The 17,376-nt window shown below is 39.9% G+C and carries 7 protein-coding genes; 1 reads left to right on the forward strand and 6 read right to left on the reverse strand.

Going from position 1 to position 17,376, the window contains the following annotated elements:
- Positions 1-22: 22 nt before the first annotated feature.
- Positions 23-3,508, reverse strand: coding sequence for a type IX secretion system sortase PorU (gene porU / locus BQ7394_RS13125; RefSeq protein ID WP_075557851.1), 3,486 nt, complete (start codon positions 3,506-3,508; stop codon positions 23-25).
- A gap of 137 nt (positions 3,509-3,645) precedes the next feature.
- Here porU and BQ7394_RS13130 point away from each other — a divergent pair, with 137 nt between their 5' ends.
- Positions 3,646-4,524 carry an aldose 1-epimerase family protein gene (locus tag BQ7394_RS13130; RefSeq protein WP_075557852.1) on the forward strand — a complete coding sequence of 293 codons (879 nt, stop codon included), beginning with the start codon at positions 3,646-3,648 and terminating at the stop codon, positions 4,522-4,524.
- 78 nt (positions 4,525-4,602) lie between these two features.
- Here the strand turns inward: BQ7394_RS13130 and BQ7394_RS13135 are convergent, their stop codons facing one another.
- The 5 genes from BQ7394_RS13135 to BQ7394_RS13155 all read right to left on the reverse strand — a co-directional run bounded on the left by BQ7394_RS13135 (position 4,603) and on the right by BQ7394_RS13155 (position 17,288).
- Positions 4,603-6,144, reverse strand: coding sequence for an alpha-L-arabinofuranosidase C-terminal domain-containing protein (locus BQ7394_RS13135; RefSeq protein ID WP_075557853.1), 1,542 nt, complete (start codon positions 6,142-6,144; stop codon positions 4,603-4,605).
- Between the two features lie 8 nt (positions 6,145-6,152).
- Positions 6,153-8,843, reverse strand: coding sequence for a glycosyl hydrolase 2 galactose-binding domain-containing protein (locus BQ7394_RS13140; RefSeq protein ID WP_075557854.1), 2,691 nt, complete (start codon positions 8,841-8,843; stop codon positions 6,153-6,155).
- A gap of 116 nt (positions 8,844-8,959) precedes the next feature.
- Positions 8,960-11,770, reverse strand: a complete 2,811-nt coding sequence (locus BQ7394_RS13145; RefSeq protein WP_075557855.1) for a glycoside hydrolase family 2 protein — start codon at positions 11,768-11,770, stop codon at positions 8,960-8,962.
- 13 nt (positions 11,771-11,783) lie between these two features.
- Entirely contained in the window at positions 11,784-13,793 is a 2,010-nt protein-coding gene (locus tag BQ7394_RS13150) for a RagB/SusD family nutrient uptake outer membrane protein (RefSeq protein ID WP_075557856.1), read from the reverse strand.
- Positions 13,794-13,799: 6 nt separating this feature from the next.
- Positions 13,800-17,288 (reverse strand): TonB-dependent receptor, encoded by a 3,489-nt coding sequence (locus BQ7394_RS13155; protein ID WP_075557857.1) that lies wholly within the window; start codon positions 17,286-17,288, stop codon positions 13,800-13,802.
- Positions 17,289-17,376 lie beyond the last annotated feature (88 nt).

Genomic DNA, 17,376 nt, shown 5'->3' on the forward strand with positions numbered 1-17,376 from the left:
TTTCTTACAAATGTAGATAAAATCACCATAAAATAATCATTTTCTCCGTCTCAGTTGCTTCTTTCGAATTATTGGTGCTGATAGCGGCACGGTATAAATAAATGCCGGGGCGTACATGCGAGCCTGCATTATTTCTCAAATCCCAATCGACCACATAGTCTTTGAATAATTCGGACGATCCTGTTTCCTCATGCTTCCAATGCAGGCGTCCGCTAATATCGTAGACCATGATACCGACCTTCATCTGTGTCTCAGGCCGGTTGTATGAAAGATGAAACTTCACGTTACCTTTGGCCGGGGTCGGAGTAGCGATGATACGGGTAAGAAAAGGTTTCAGGCCTTCCACTACTTCGAATTGAAAAGTACAAGTCGTAGGATTGTTCATTATATCCCAAACCTTGAATTCGGCTTCATGTAAACCCGGTTTCAATGCCGGAACAGCAAATCGAACAATGCCTTCTCCTTCCGAATCGGGAACAAATTCATAGTACCGGTTTAACGTATAGTTCGTTGCCGGATTATTATCGATATTGAGTGTTATATCATGTCCGATACTACTGCCTGTCACATTTATACCGCTTTTGTCCCAGAGTTTTGCATAGAAATAAGGGGTATTATTCACCTGATCCCCACTCACAAAAGTAGAGTCGTTCAGAAACAAGGATCGTATTTCAGGACCTTGTGTATCATTATCCGGATCATCTTTCGTCCCATTGGCAAGGAATTTATTAAAATAACCTTGTGCATCCTCACCCCTGGTCTTGTCAAAAGCGTATAAACTCATTTTGCCGCAAGTTTTCGCTGAATAGGAAATATCCTTTGGTACTTTAAAGGTGAATTTGAACTTACCGTCTTTCACAGAACCGCCTCCTTCAAAAACGGTATTAAAGTAATCATGATAATAGATCTTATTTTTATAAGGATTATTTCCCAATGTGGAATCTCTTCGGTAGCCATCCAGGATCTTTGTACGCAATTCTCCATTAAAATCAGATACAAGACTTCCTTTCGTATCAATAATATTCCCCTCCACAGTCACCCAAGCATTTGCATTAAATACAACCGTATCTTTTTCTATCGCCGAACCGTTAATTGTCGTAACCTGAACACGATGCTTCGGATAAGATAGCTTCAATGCCGGATCACCGATCAGGCAGAAGCCTAGTTTACGACTATTTCCTGCATAATTTTTCAACTTTGTTTGCTTCATTACATCACCTAACGTAAGATGTTGGCTATTTTCCTCATTAAATAACTGATCCATAAACCGGCTGTTGATCGCCTTATTGATACCAGTGAAAGCAACACGGGAAGTCGTAAACAAAGCGATACCTCCACTCTTTTCCCTCAAAAACACATCCTCTCCAGCAGAGGTAGCAACAGCATCAAAACGACAAAAGTCACAGGTCGCAGTGATCCACAGAGGCAAATGCTTATAGGTATATTTCAAAATATCGTTATGCTTTATCACCAACTCGTCACTCAAGCTCTCCGTGTTTCCGTGGCCAACATAGTTAAGGAGAAACATGCCATTTCTCAGCTTTTCCATAATCCTCTCTTCCACTTCCGGATATTTGCCACCACCTCCCAAATCTTTTTTAAAGGCGTCGAAATAGATTTTATTAACAATATATCCCTTGGAGTTCTTATTCTCTTCCAACATAATTGTCAATTGTTCCGTATCGACTTGATGAACAGTATCATATTTATCAGCATTACTACCATCATCGGCTATAAAGCACAAATTATTTTTCCACATACCTAAATCTGAATTATTCATATAAGAAATAATCTTATCGACAATCTGTGCTGCTTGTTTTCGAGTACGGACTGGAAAACGTCCGATGGCAATATTCAATGTTGCAGTTGATGTCGGATATTGATCCTTGTTACTATCATAGTTATAAATAGCATTTTCACTATCATCTTCCAGAAAACCAAAATAATCATCTACCGGATACGAATACATATCCAATGACTCAGTCGTTTGGTAGGTAAGTAACATATTCTTTCTCTCACTCTCACTCACATCCTTCCAATCTTTCGTCAGGAACCGGTTATCAAACGAACCATCTCCAAAAAGCAGAAGATATTTAGGAGATTTTGCGTTGTCTTTACCCCGGTCATAAAACATTTTCATCAGACGTCGATAAGCCGTGGCATCTGGTGTTCCGCTTGAAAATTCGTTATAGATCTCTTCCGGAGTAAATATCCGGATAATCAGACCATCTTTCTCTTCATGCGCTTTTTGCAATCTTTCCGCCTCACTTTTAAAAGCCAAAGGAGAGATAATCACCATATCGACCTGTTCAGACCCATGCAGATTCTGATTAGTAACCATTTGTGCCTCTTTTGCAGAAATAGACGGAATCGTCTTGTCCAGCTGAATAACCACAAACTCTCTTAGCTGATTTGCTTCAGGAATTACAAATGACAAATTCATTCCGCTCAACTCCGTCTCCATCACTTTCGGATTTAACGCATCCGTAACATCCCACACAATTGTATTTGAGTTGGCATTCTTTATTGTAAAACGGGATTTATGTCCTATCGACGAAACATTACGGAAAAAGGTCGGTTCATTATAAGTTCGAAGTTCTCTTTTCAGATGTACACGAATGTAATCCAGAAATGCTGTTTTATTATTTCTTTCAGAATAGTTTACTTTAATAGAAAAATTCTTGTCTTTCTTTCCGGTCCAGAAACCATACGCTTCGGCTGACTTAGCTTTTATATAAGAAAGAAGATCTCGGTGGTAAAAGTTTGAACCTACGCTGGGTACAACTCCTTTCGCAACTTCTTCATCCTTTATCGAAAGAGTAAAATTATTAGCAACATCCGTTCTGGCAATTAACCGACATTCCACCACAGCATCTTCCTGCACTATCCCTTCTACATTATTGAAAGGCACTGATATCGATGACATAAGCGACTCTCCATAAAGTTCACGCCCCGAAGTATTGAGAGAAACCAAATCCTTTTCATGCAAAAGATAATCGTCAAAAGTATCAAATACTTCCACTGCATCTTTAGACTCTGATTTTATCGTCTCCATTTCTTTCACGTTCTGAGAAGAAGTAAGGAAATAATATCCATATTCAGAATAAGGATTATTTGTATGAACAAAGGTCTTTCTTCCTGTCTGACCGGTATATTGCTCATTCTTATACTCCCACTTCCTGGTTCCCCGCCCATAAAAAAGCAAGTAACCGTCTTTCCTCAACACCGGAACAGCTGGCAGATCATCTATATAGGGTTTCGAGAAATCTTCATCTAACGGCCAACCGCCATAACCAAACACGGCCACTTTCGAAGGATCGGAAAAACCCATATTCTCCAATTCGGCATCCGTCAGTTTATAGATTCCGTCTTTATCGATTGCTATTTTCACCCAACTTCCACTACTCAACACAGAACTTTGGGTATACCGTTCTTTTGCTGGTAAAGAGAACGACAGGCAAAAACAAAACAGACAGACAAAACTGCTTTTCGCTAACAATCCTTTCATGTGTAGTACCATATTTTTCAAGTATTCAATGATCTTTTAACGCTTTCCGTTTTGTTTTATTATAAAACAGCCAGGAATTCCCAAAAGAAGTTTACTAACTTTGCTTGTCTTGAAAACGATACAAAAATTATCAGAATATGAAAACATTATCAAACGATTTACTAACCATCCAGGTGTCTCCTCATGGTGCCGAACTAAGCAGCATTGTTGCCAACGCCACAGGAAAAGAATATCTCTGGCAAGCCAATCCGGCATTTTGGAAACGTCATTCACCGATTTTGTTCCCTATTGTCGGCAGTCTATGGAATAATGAATACCGACACAACGGCATCACTTATCCGCTTTCGCAACATGGTTTTGCCCGAGACAAAGACTTCGAACTGATAAAGGAAACCGAAACGGAACTTCGTTTTAAACTGACTGAAAATGAAGATACGCTAAAACTATACCCATTCCCGTTCTATCTCGAAATCGGTTACCGCCTGGCCGGTAATCAAATAGAAATCGTATGGGTTGTGAAAAATACCGGTAGCGAAGAACTGCACTTCCAAATCGGAGCACATCCTGCATTCTATTACCCCAGTTATAATGAAAACAGTGAAAAACGCGGTTTCTTTGCCTTCGACCGCACAGAAGGACTAAAGTATAAACTAATTCAGGAAAAAGGCTGCATAGGAAATCAGGAATATCCTTTGACACTCGATAAAGAAGGATTGTTACCACTGGATACGCACACTTTCGACAAAGACGCATTGGTACTCGAAGACAGTCAGGTGAAACGGGTCGATTTGCTCAACCAAAATGGTAGCTCCTACCTCACTGTTTATTTCACCGCCCCTGTAGTCGGCCTGTGGTCGCCACCTGCGAAAAATGCACCTTTTGTCTGCATCGAACCCTGGTACGGTCGTTGCGACCGGGTAAACTATACCGGTGAATACAAGGACAGAGACTGGATGCAACATCTACAACCAGGAGAGATATTCAATGCAAGCTATCTGGTGGAGATTCATAAATAAATCAAAATCGAGTGAAGCAAGGGTGTTTCACTCGATTTCGATCAGTTTCAGTATTTTCGCAATATCCTTATCCGAATATCATTTAACAAAACTTGCCAGCTTGAACCGGCAAATAGTAATTGACTCACTGTCAAAAACAATCTCTTTAACATTCCTTGCTACCTGGTTTTGTTTAGTAGAGACAACATTAGCCCCGGGATTTTTTAATGTATTCCTAGCCCTTAATGAATCTGCAGATAAAACAGTTGTATCCAGAAGCTTATCGACTTTACAATTAGAGAAATTCAATTTGGTTTTAAGTTTCTGAGGATTCACATTCACCACAAACAGAGTCAATAACATCTTCTCCCTGTCGATAGATGCAGAAACATCTAAAGAAGCAAGATCACTTTCTATTATTGGAGAGATTGCTTTAGCCAGGATACTTTCATTAAGCACATGAGCTCTGTATTCTTTCAGCGGAAAGAATACAGTTTGTCTAATAGAAGCATCTTCATCAGTCATAATAGGAGCCAGAATATTAACCATTTGCGCCCAGTTGGCCATACCGATATGAGCAGCATTCCGATGAAAAGAATTAAGATAATGAGCTGTAGCTAACGCATGATACCATTCATAAGTATTGGTAGTCCCATAAGGAGGTTCCTGTTGTTCCCAGATACCCCATTCATCAATCGCTATCTGAACTGGCTTGGTACGATGTGGAAAACGATACCATTTCTTCCAATCCTTTACTACTTCCTGGGAGTTCTCTTTCACTAATTTTGCAAAATCAGTAATCCGTTCGTCCACATAACGTATTTTCTTGAAAATGGAATAAGGATTCCCTTCGTCAGTACCTACATAAGCATGATAAGAGATATAATCAACTGCCCCATCCAAGCCCTTAAGAATAATTTTATTCCATTCCGGATGTTGACTTTCTCCGTTAGCAATCAATTGGATAGAAGGATCGGTCAGTTTCATCAGTTTGATAAAATGCCATACATCTTCCACATATTTATGCGGATCCTGATGTCGACCGGCATCCGGTTCCGCAGCTTCTTCATTCCCTAGTGCCCAGTATTTTACCCGAAAAGGCTCCGGATAACCGTGTAAACGACGAAGATTAGCATAATAGGTGTTCTCTGTTCCATTACAATAATCTACCCAATTAGCCGCTTCATCCGGTGTACCAGTAGAAAGATTGATCACCAATACCGGTTCGGCATTTATCTCCCGGCAATACTCGATAAATTCACAAGTTCCGAAATGATAGGTATTGATACCTCCCCAGACCAGGTTCTTTTTCGCCTTCCGTTGCTCTTTCGGCCCTATGCCATCTTCCCAGTGAAAAGTCTTTACCACCGTACCACCAGGAAAACGAAGCATGGGCGGATTCAGTTCTTTCACTTTCTCCAGTACATCACGACGAAAACCTCTTTCATCAGACAAAGGAGAATTTTCGTCATAGACTCCCTCATCAATACACCGTCCCATATACTCAATGAATTGTCCGTAAATAAAAGGAGAAATTTCTCCCAGGCAAACAGACGGATCGATTGTGATTTCATTTTCCTGTGCTTGTAGCGAACAAAAGAAAAGTGTGGAGAGAAATACACTGATAAATTTCTTTTTCATAAAACTTTCTATTTTATTATTTGCGACTTAACATTCCATCCCTTTACTACAAAAGTACCATTTTCCGGCAGATCATCAAGAGCGGTCTCTATTGTTACCTTTTTCATTTCACCAGGAAGTAGCGAAAAGAAGTTATCCGTATAAAAACTTGGTCGTACTGGCTTACTGTTTTCATCCAAATATTGTAATTGTACAAAAAAAGCCAGTGAAAGGGAAGGATTTCGTACTTCCAGCTCCATAACCTGCCATCCCTCTTTTTTAACCAATCGATGCTTTGTTGTCAATTTCACTTCTTTCAATTCTGAAAGACTTTCAAATCCTGAAGAAGTAGGACCGGTAAGAGTTTTAGGGCCTTCATATATATCATTTGAACGCCAATAAAAATTATCGGAAACCATTTCTCCCTCCTCGTCAAAAAGACGAAGCTTAATGAAATGTACCTGCGATATTCCGACCGGAAAGTCTATTGTAAAAAGATCGTTGACAACACCGTCTTCAGGAATATCTACCTGTTGACTTTTCTCCCACACCTTTTTACTCTTAATATCATAAACCTCAGCTGTCACCTTATAACCTTTAAATGATCGATAGTAATCGTTATATACAGACACTGTATTCTTCAGGTAATCAAACTGAGGATGCAATGGTTGCAAAGCATTCTGCGTATGATAAAGAGAAGCCGTCGGTTCCAGGGAATAATCCCACATACGGGCACAGACCTGTGGTAGCGGACAGTTATGATACCAGAATAGCAGACCAGAACAATAACGATCTCCATAGTCCAGCTTGTTATAATTCCATACTTCCCAGATCGACTTCGAATTCATCGCTCCGACAAATTGTCCTTTCATCGCAAACTCCTCAATATCGTAAGAAAGACCATAATTATTTGTAAGCTTTTTATACATAGTAGTCATAAGATGAAAACCTCCCCCATCATGGTAGTCCCATACTTCTTTATTTATAGGCCAAAGATCTTTTTCATCCATTATCTCACGCAATGTCTCTACTGTTGGTAAAGTCGGTGCCCCATACTCCGGGTTAAACCCATCAATACGACTACCACGCTCCGAAGCCGTATTCTCATAATGTTGCATCGGGTTGACCTGCTTATAAGGACTGCCATCATGAACTCCACAACATTCTGACTCCATCTGGTATCCACGTGTTCCGTCTAAAGTTCGGATCAAAGCTTCAGCACCCGGCATTTCCGTACTTTCATTGGACGATACATAATAGGCCAAAGAAGGATGATTTCGGATACGCTTTACAGTTGCTTCCATATTACTCAGATATAAATCTTTATCATGAGGATGTTTCGTATCGCCGGTCATCCAAAATTCCTGCCAGACGAGCAATCCCATTTCGTCACACAACTGAAAGAAATAATCTGATTCGGCAATACCTCCACCCCAAAAGCGAATCAGATTAACACCTGACTGCCGGGTATACCGTAGTTCTGCGTAAGTTCGTTCGTCCGAGGTCCGCAACATGGCTTCCGGTATCCAGTTTGTACCACGAATAAATATCTTTTTGCCATTAACATAGAACTGGCGGGATTTATCCGGTGTATTCGTATCAGAGGTAATTTCACGGATGCCGAAACGTGTCTTTACTGAATCAGAAACAATACCGTCTACAATTACATTCAGTTTTAATTCATAGAGTTCCGGCTTTCCTTTAAACAAAGGCCACCATAAACGCGGATTTCTTATTTCCAATCCGGCAAACTCCTCAGGTGTGAAAGTAACTGTTTGAGTTTCTCCCCGGAACAAATGAACCTCTTTACTAAAGGTTATTCCTTCGTTCACAATTTCTCCGTTTATTGTACATTTAACCCGTCCGGTTGTTGGGTTACTCACTTCTACACTGACCGTCTCTTTAGCCTTATTATAATTGGGCTTATCCAGATCAGACTGGATAAAAGGATGACGGAGTACAACCCGACCGGTAGTATATAAGGATATATTCTTCCAGATACCCGTATTCCGGTCACGAATACCATCCAGAAAAGTAAAATCCCATCCGACACTCATCAGCATAGTTGTATTCAGGCCGATATTACCGTCGCCTCCATTGTGAAACTCACCCGGAGCACCCCATTGTTTTTGCCTGACTGTACCCGATACATCTACCGGATATACCCTGATAGCTAATGCATTAGTTGTACCTATATTTGCAAAGTCAGTGATATTGATATAATCGGGCCGAAACATACCCGCTATCGTACTGAGTAAATGTCCATTCACCCATATTTCTGCACGATAGTTAATACCATCGACCTGCAACCATATCAACTTATCTCTATAGTCTTGCGGAATCTCAAATTCCGTACGAAACCAATAAGTATAGAAATCACGTCCGGCAATTGACAGATCAGGGATAAGGTTAGATGTTAACTTATTATTCAATCCATAATAAGGTTCAGGATAGACCTTATTATATACCAAAGAATTGAGAACCGTACCCGGTACAATCGCCGGCATCCAATCATCCTCTTTATAATCAGGCTTGGAAAGGACTTCCGATGATACTTTCACTTCTACGGCCTTTTTCATTGTCCAGGAAAATGCTCCCGCATGCTTTTCTTTTGAATCCAGATAAATTCGATTCTGTTCTTTATAATAATTAGGGATTTGTCCCTGTATCAGGCAAGTAAATCCTACTGCAAACAATATGAAAATAATTTTTCTTTTCATGACATTACATTGATATTCGAAGGAAATGCCAAAGCCTGCATTAATGTATTACCCATATGCTCTTACACTAAGAATAACAACAATTCAGGCTTTTGACAAACTCCTTGTTCTACATTTTATTTCTTCTCTCTTACAAATAAACTCTTTATCACTTCCGGTTTGAGTTCATTTTGGGGATCAAATTTATCAGATGCCATGTATTCCAATATACTTTGTTTAAACTGAGCTGCTGCAGGATATTTTTCAGGATTCCGGTTCAGGTCGGAGCTACATACAACCAACTTTCCGGTTCCGACCTTTGCCTCAAATAATATACCCAACTTCCGGTTTTTAAACCAGTCATCTATCAGATAAACAATCGGCTTGAAACCGACCGGGAAATCATCCATAATCATAGCGTCGCAATCAGAAACAATATCCCACCATTGATAGTCGCTATATCCTTCGTTTGGAAAAGCAGATAAAGCAGGATGTGAAGGATCACACAATATTCCCAAAGTATTAGGAGCCTGATTTCTTGTCCATGCCGTATTCCAGAAAATACTGGAAAATCCTATGGCAATGTCTCCCCCTTTTTCCGGCAGAACGCTTCCCCTCGGAGAAATAACAAATACGGATTCACCCTTATTCAACTTCTCGATAACAGTATTGTCAAACTTAGAAGAAATATAAGGTTGATTGTTAACCATCGCTTTTTGCACCGGATATACCCAAATATTCCATTGATTTTTGATTTCCGTATTTTCTATACCTACAGTTATAGTCAATTGAGTCGGTTCTTTCAGCTGTTCAAAGGACAGATCGATATTTCCGACCGGTATGCAGTTGTCCAAAGGAAGATCTTTGGAAAAACGACCTTTCCCGACAATCTCATTATCGGCATTGACAGCTGTCCAGAAGATAGGAGCATTTTGCAAAGGCTTTTCACCAAAATGGGCAAATTCTACAGGAACATTCATCTGCTCATTGTTCATCCATACCATTTTAGGAAAACGGACCAACGGTACCGTTTCGCTACAAAACATGCTATATGTTTTCCCGTCAACATAACCTTTCTTATCCCAAAATGCATCCAACACACCGACTAAAGCAGTACCTTGTCCGGGAAAATCATGTAAATCCAGTAATTGAAATCCTCCAAATCCTGGGGTACGCAAGGCTGCTTCTATATCTGCCTTATAACAAAGTACCTGAAGCTTGCCGGATGCATAAAGGAAATCATCCGCCAAATGTCCCATATTATTTTCCTCCAGCGTTTCTTTGAATATTTCAAAGTTTTTCGCTTTCAGTACACCCGTATATTTACCTATTTCCTTAAAATTCGGATATACACACCATTGCCCTATTTCATGACTGACAGTCGGCATATCTTTTTTGATCATTTCCCTGAAATCATAATCCGAACATGGCGGTTGCGCATTGATAATACTGTTAAGTCCTTTTCCCCAACGCTGAATGCGTGGTTCAACAGCGTTCCAATAATCAGCATTTTCAATATACGGCCAACCTGCACCACTTGTGTAAACCCTTCTGTTGTCTTTCTTTTTCCAATACTCGACCAGTCTGGATAGATACTTATCCCGATTAGCCCCACCCGGCTCATTCCCATGAGCCATCATACAGAATGAAGGATGATTGCCATGTTCTTTCAATATCCTCTCACCTTCGGCATAAAGCCATTCATCAATATATCCACCTTCGCCTACGTTACTCCAGGCACCGCATTCTACCTGTAGATAAAGTCCCATACTATCTGCTACATGGAAGGCTATTTCCGGTGGACACCAGGAATGGAAACGAATATGGTTCAATCCGAACTCTTTGCAAGAACGATAAATCTTTTCCCAGTATTTTGCATCTGTAGACGGATAACCGGTCAACGGAAAAATACAACATTCCAGCGTCCCTCTTAGAAAGGTCGGTTGTCCGTTGACATGAAAACGCGTTCCTACTTTTTTAAACTCACGGAAACCGAAGTTAGTATACCGTTCATCCGATTCGCCGGAAGATGTTACTGTTGTTTTCAATCGGTAAAAATCAGGTGTATGTTCAGACCAAAGTCGTATATTGTTTCCTGCATTCACAACCGCCTCAAGACTCATTACTCCATTTGAAACATTCTGCTCCAAACGGGTAGGTGTACCGACCGGTTCCCCATCAGGTGTCACTATTTGAAAAGAAAGTCGTGCTTTCCCTGAACCCTTTACAGAAACATTCACTGTTACTTTCTTAGCAACGAGATCTGGATATATTTGCACATCTTCAATAGATACCTGGGGCTTAACAGATAACATTAGTTTCCCGATTACACCGTTCCAATTACTTTGCGTATGGTCGGATACACTATGGGAATTAATCCCAACCGGAATATGTACCCTGTTATCAATCCGTAAAACAATATTATGCTTTCCCGGTTCCAAACCTGTCAATTCGTACCGATGAGGTGTCGATATACCATCCTGATGACCGATTTCCTTCCCATCCACAAATAAGTTTGTTTCCCAATGTGTCCGTTCCAACTCCAGAAGAAGCGTTTTACCCTTCCAGCTGGATGGAATATCAACATCTTTCCTGTACCAGGCAACTCCCACATAGTGTTTCTCGGGATTCAGCCAGAAAGGAGCTTTCAGATCTTCCTTTTGCCTGTATTTCTCATACTCAGGAGCATTATACCATGTACTGTCGACTATCTGTCCAGTCCAGCGGGTATGGATATCAATATCATAACCATACCCTTGTTCTTGCAAAGATCCCGGTAAAGTTATCCGATCATTAAATTCATTGTTAAACCATTGTTCACTAAGACCTTTATCCTCAGGATCAAGTTTAATCATCCACTCACCACTCAGGTCGATATTATTTTTTTGAGCGGTGATGCACCCCTCAAATAATAGAGTCAGAAGTGCTAATACAATTATTTTTTTCATATTATATTGTTCATTAATCTAAAGGTCCCTGATTCGGTATTGTCGGCCATCCCGGATTCTGATAAATCGGGGATGTCGAAACATCATTGTTATCAGATGTAATTAAAAAATGCTGAACTGCTATTGGAGACAGATAATGTGCCATAGTCCATCTATATCCTTCTAAAACCCAAGATTTAGATGATATTTCATAAGGACGTAAATATTCGCTGATCGCCGGATCCGAAACATTTGCGGCAGAATTATCCAGTCCATATATAAGTAATGTCCCGCCATCCGGTTTATCATACCATTTTTGCATCGGTCCCCACAATTTAAATCCCTCAACATGATAAGGTGTAGTTATCAGTTGATCCATCGACCGCCATCGTCTCAAATCCAGATACCTGAATCCTTCGGCAATCAGTTCGGAAGAACGTTCGCGACGGATATTATAAAGGGTTGCATCAACCAACCGGCCACCGGAGTAAGTCGCCCAGTTATTTTTAGCTTCTTCACTCATATTCGTAGCTGCTATGGTTTTAGTGAAGTCTTCATCGGTTTTAGCCCGACGTCTGATACTTTTCCAATAACTTTCCGCTTTTTTATCCAATACCCCATTTTTCTCATAACAAGCTTCCATGTAATTCAAATAAGCTTCTACTGCTCTAAAGGTTATGCAACCGGTAAATGCCTTGTCGGCCGCACCATGTTTTTGATCGTAATTATTATACTTACGCAAAGCGTAACCGGTAGGATATCCATAGGTAAGAGCTCCGTTAGTTATATCCGGTATAGGTTCTACTAAAGTAGAATGTGACCCTTCGCTCGATTCGTATAATATGTTCTTTTGGCCGGGTTCTTTCAAAAACAACCATAAACGGCCGTCCCTATTCTTTCTCACATCCGATATCAGGTCATCACCTGCATATCCTGAAGCAGGAGCATAAATCGGTAATCCGTTTGCCATCAGAAATGAATTTACGTATCCTCGTGTCAATCCCATGCCGGCATTACCCAATTGGGCAAATTGTGGTATATTATGAGAAATACCCAAGCCTTTGTCATATTGTCTCCAGAGCAAAACTTCACTATATACCGACATATCCTCTGCACCAAACATATCATGATATGGATTTACAGGATCCGTTACACTTTGCTGTAAAACTCCATTGTTCTCTACTAGAGGAATCTTATCGGCAACAGCCATAGCCGCTTCCATCGCCTGCCCCAGAAAATAGTCAATTTCATTATCTATACTTCCCGACGGATATTGATAATTAGCATTATAACCCTTACTTTTTCCCGGCCAACCTTCTCCACCAGGAACAAATGCGGTGTTTTTAAAATATTTCAACCAGGTACCTTCCACAAGAGCAACCCTTGACTTAAGTAATTGCGCACAATCTTGTGAAATACGATTCTTCTTTCCATCCGGTGATGATTCCTGTAATAAAGAGATGGCCTGATCCAAATCCGAAAGAATAAAACGTGCAACTTCATTGCGGGGAAAACGCTTACTAGCTTCTGTCAATACTTCTTTTTCGTCCGTCAAAACAGTCGTGATGATAGGATAATCACCATATGTATCCACTTTCTTGAAATACATTAAGGCTCTCAAAAAATATATTTCACCTACATAATGATCAATATTCTCTTTTATACCACTTATTTTATTTTCTTTCCAAAGAGGCAATACCTTCTCCAAAAAATAATTCAAACTATATATTTTTGAGAATTCCCAATTACCACCCGATTGCGATACTTTCCATTCGCCGGGAACAAAACGGTTATCGTACCCAGACAGATAGACCCCAATATCCGTATGTATATCACTTAAGAAACCAGTACTGTTTCCTGCATAAGAAGGCAAAATGTCCGGATACAATTTATTAGCATATGCAGCTAATTGCGATTCTTCATTCAGATAGGATTCCGGTGTGATTTGAGAAAGAGGCTCCCTATCCAAAAAATCGTTACAGCTAACCAACAATCCCATTAAACCTATTGCTACTATTGATTTTAATATATGTATCATAATCATATTGTATTAGAAATTTAAACTTAAACCAACGGATATCGTTTTTGATAAAGGATATGCATTTCCGTTATTTTCCCATCCTCCATCGATTGTCTCCGGATCGAAAACATCAATCAACTTTGTTCCTGTCCAAAGGTTTTCCCCAGACACATAGAAACGTAATTTAGATATTTTCAGTTTGTCCGTAAGCGAGTTAGGCAAAGTATATCCGAGTTGGATATTCTTTAAACGTATATAAGCCGCGTTTTGAAGATAGCGAGTTTGGGTATGTTGATTCCTTGTAGAATAAAATACGGGACGTGGAAAATACGAATCTAAGTTTTGTCCCAAAGGATGATCCGCATCCTCCCTGAAATAATCCAGATGAGGTTCCATACACGTCGAATTCCAAATAGAATTGTTCGCACCCCAAAAATAGTAACTACCCTGAAAGTAGTCACGTTTCATGACTCCCTGAAAGAACAAGCGCATATCAAAACCTTTGTAATCAGCATTAAGGTCTAATCCGAATTGAAAACGGGGCCTATTATTTCCAATTATACTTAAATCACCATGGTCATCCAATGTATTAGCACCTCCGTCTACTTTACCATCTCCATTGATATCGACATACATAATATCACCGGCTCCCCATTGGTTACCTAAAGTATTTTGACCTCCATTGGGCAAAGAGGCCAAATATGCATCCATTTCCTCTTGGCTTTTCGCAATTCCTACAGTGGTATATCCCCAAATTTCCCCCATTTTCATACCAGTCCTGTAAGTATTCAAATTTCCTGTTTCATTCGGATATCTGGTAATTTCGGTTTGTGAATCGGATAATAAAAACTTAGCCCCATATCCCAATCCATTATTCAGACGGTCATTCCAGGCAATCGACAACTCAAAACCATAGGTATTCAAGTCTGTATTATTCGTTTGGGGTACACCGGTTCCTAAAGTTACGGGTAATTCAGGTGCAGGGCCTATCATATCCAATGTCTTCCTGTTGTAATAATCGAAAGAGCCTGTTAAACGATTGTTCAGCATACCAAAGTCCAAACCGATATTCCAGGTATTCACCCTCTCCCAGGTCATACTGGAACTTACTAATCCCGGAACCGTAGCTGTATTGGGTTTAGCACCGTTGACCAGCCAGGCACCGTCAGAAGCTTTCACATCCATCAACTGATAAGTTGGATACCAACTACTGGTATTTTGATTTCCTAATTCACCGTATGAACCTCTGAGTTTAAGTGTTCCAATATATTCTGCCAGAGAAGACCAGAAGCTTTCCTGCGCTATATTCCATCCAATGGAAAAAGAAGGAAACAACTTCCAACGGTTATCTGAACGAAAACGGGATGTCCCATCATATCTCAGATTGGCCTCCACCAGATATTTTCCTAGATAATCGTAATTAATTCTTCCAAAGAACCCTGCAGTTGACCAGTGGTTATTTGCACCGTTCACTCCCGGTATAACAGATTTTCCATTCACATCTATACCCGTAGTAAGATCGATAACAGGATATCCAGGAATAATTATACCTTCCCGTTCGGCTCCAAATTCTCTGTTTTTAAATAACTCAGCTTGAAATCCCACCATTCCTTTGAAATTATGCCCAGATACCAGACTTTTCGAATACTCGGTATATGCATTCATATTCAAATAATTATCCTTATTTTGATCTTCATGCACTTGTGAGTTGTTATTGGAGGGATAAGGATTCCCGGCTACATCATGATTATACGTTTTCTGAATATCCCAATGGGTATTCCTATTCGTTATCCTATAGTTGAAATCGATAAATGTTTTCCAATCTTTTATTGGTTCCAACGCCAATTGAACTTGTTGATACAGATAATCCGTTTGCCATCTACCCCGACCTCCGTCACGTAGGTTTAAAGCCGGAGAAGGTGAGTTATATAGATAGCCATTAGGGTCATATAATGGTAACGTAGGCCATCCTTGTCTGGCTAAATCAAAAAACAAATTATCCTTTAAAAATGAAGGCCTTCCATAATCTTCCCGAATAAAGCGATTACTATAATTTAATTGTGCCCAATTCGTTATTTGTACATTAATTTTTGCGGTAGCGGTATATCTGTCGTAGGTATCCTGATTGAACTCCATTAAACCGTTCTGATCCAAATAATTTAAGGATAAATAATAGTTGACGGTTTCCCTTCCTCCCTGGACACTAAAATTATGTTCTTGTGAAAAAACCCAACTTCTATATATCGCATCATACCAATCGACATTATCATTCCCATACATATAACCATCCCCCCAATACGTAGGGTTGTTAGGGTTTTCTATGATATTAGTTGTTATTTCTCCTCTCTGGAATTCCAAAATACGTTTAATGTGGTCTTCACTAAAATGAGGAGTAGCCCCTCTGTTTATATTCCCGTCATTAAAATAAGTTGCAAACTCAAATGAATCAGCCATTTTAGGGAGTAAGACAGGATCACTCCACCTGAAACTATTATTATAATTCACAACTGTTTTTCCCTGCCGTCCTTTCTTGGTTGTTACCAGAATTACTCCGAAAGGTGCACGCGAACCATATATGGAAGATGCAGCTGCATCCTTTAGAACAGATATGTTTTCTATATCCTGCGGGTTAATGGCATTAATGTCTCCCTCCATCCCATCGATCAGTATCAGAGGGCTTCCATTTGAACCTGACCCGATCGTAGCCACACCACGGATATTAATACTGCTACGACTTTCCAGCATACCATTATTCTGCGAAATATTCAATCCGGGAACTAAACCTTGTAATGCTTGTGAAGCCGTCATAACAGGTCGTGCCTCCAGCGATTCAGAATCAATCGTTCCCACGGAACCGGTAAGATTCACTTTCTTCTGAGTACCGAAACCTACGACAACAATTTCATCCAGTGACTGTGAATCTTCTTTCAGGACAACAGAAAAAGAAGTTTGATTTCCTATCGCCATTTCCCTAGTCACATATCCAATATATGAAACTTGTATGGCCGAATGACTGGAAACCGCAATGGAAAAGTTTCCGTTTATATCTGTCACAACCCCGTTCGTAGTACCTTTCTCCACGACATTAGCCCCGATAACTGCTTCTCCCCGTTCATCGGTAACCGAACCGGTAATTATCCTTTTATCCTGCTGGGGGGACTGTGCAGATTGATGGTTAAGAATAATCATCTTGTTGTTCACCTGATAAGTTATACCGGTATTTTTCAAAATAAGTTCAAGGGTTTCAGAGATTGTTTTATTCTTTACATCTACATTCACTTTCTGATGTCTATCGACCTGATCGTTATTGTAGAAAAAATAGAAGTCGGTCTGTTGTTCTATTTTATTAAAAAGATCTCCCAGTTCAATTTCATTTTCATGAATCGTTAACTGTGTAATTTGTGCATAAGTACCTATAGCGTACGTCTGCAAAACACCAACAAAAAACAAGAGGAAGGCGATTCTCATAATAAGTGATAAAAATTTAGGAATAGGAATTCCAGGTCTGCAATTTTTCATACATTTGTTTGTTTTTAATTTGTTGCCATTAACCGGATCCTGCAAGATTACTTGGTTATTGGCTGGATTAATAAATTGAAAATTTTAT

This window comes from Parabacteroides timonensis (genome assembly GCF_900128505.1).
Lineage (GTDB): Bacteria > Bacteroidota > Bacteroidia > Bacteroidales > Tannerellaceae > Parabacteroides > Parabacteroides timonensis.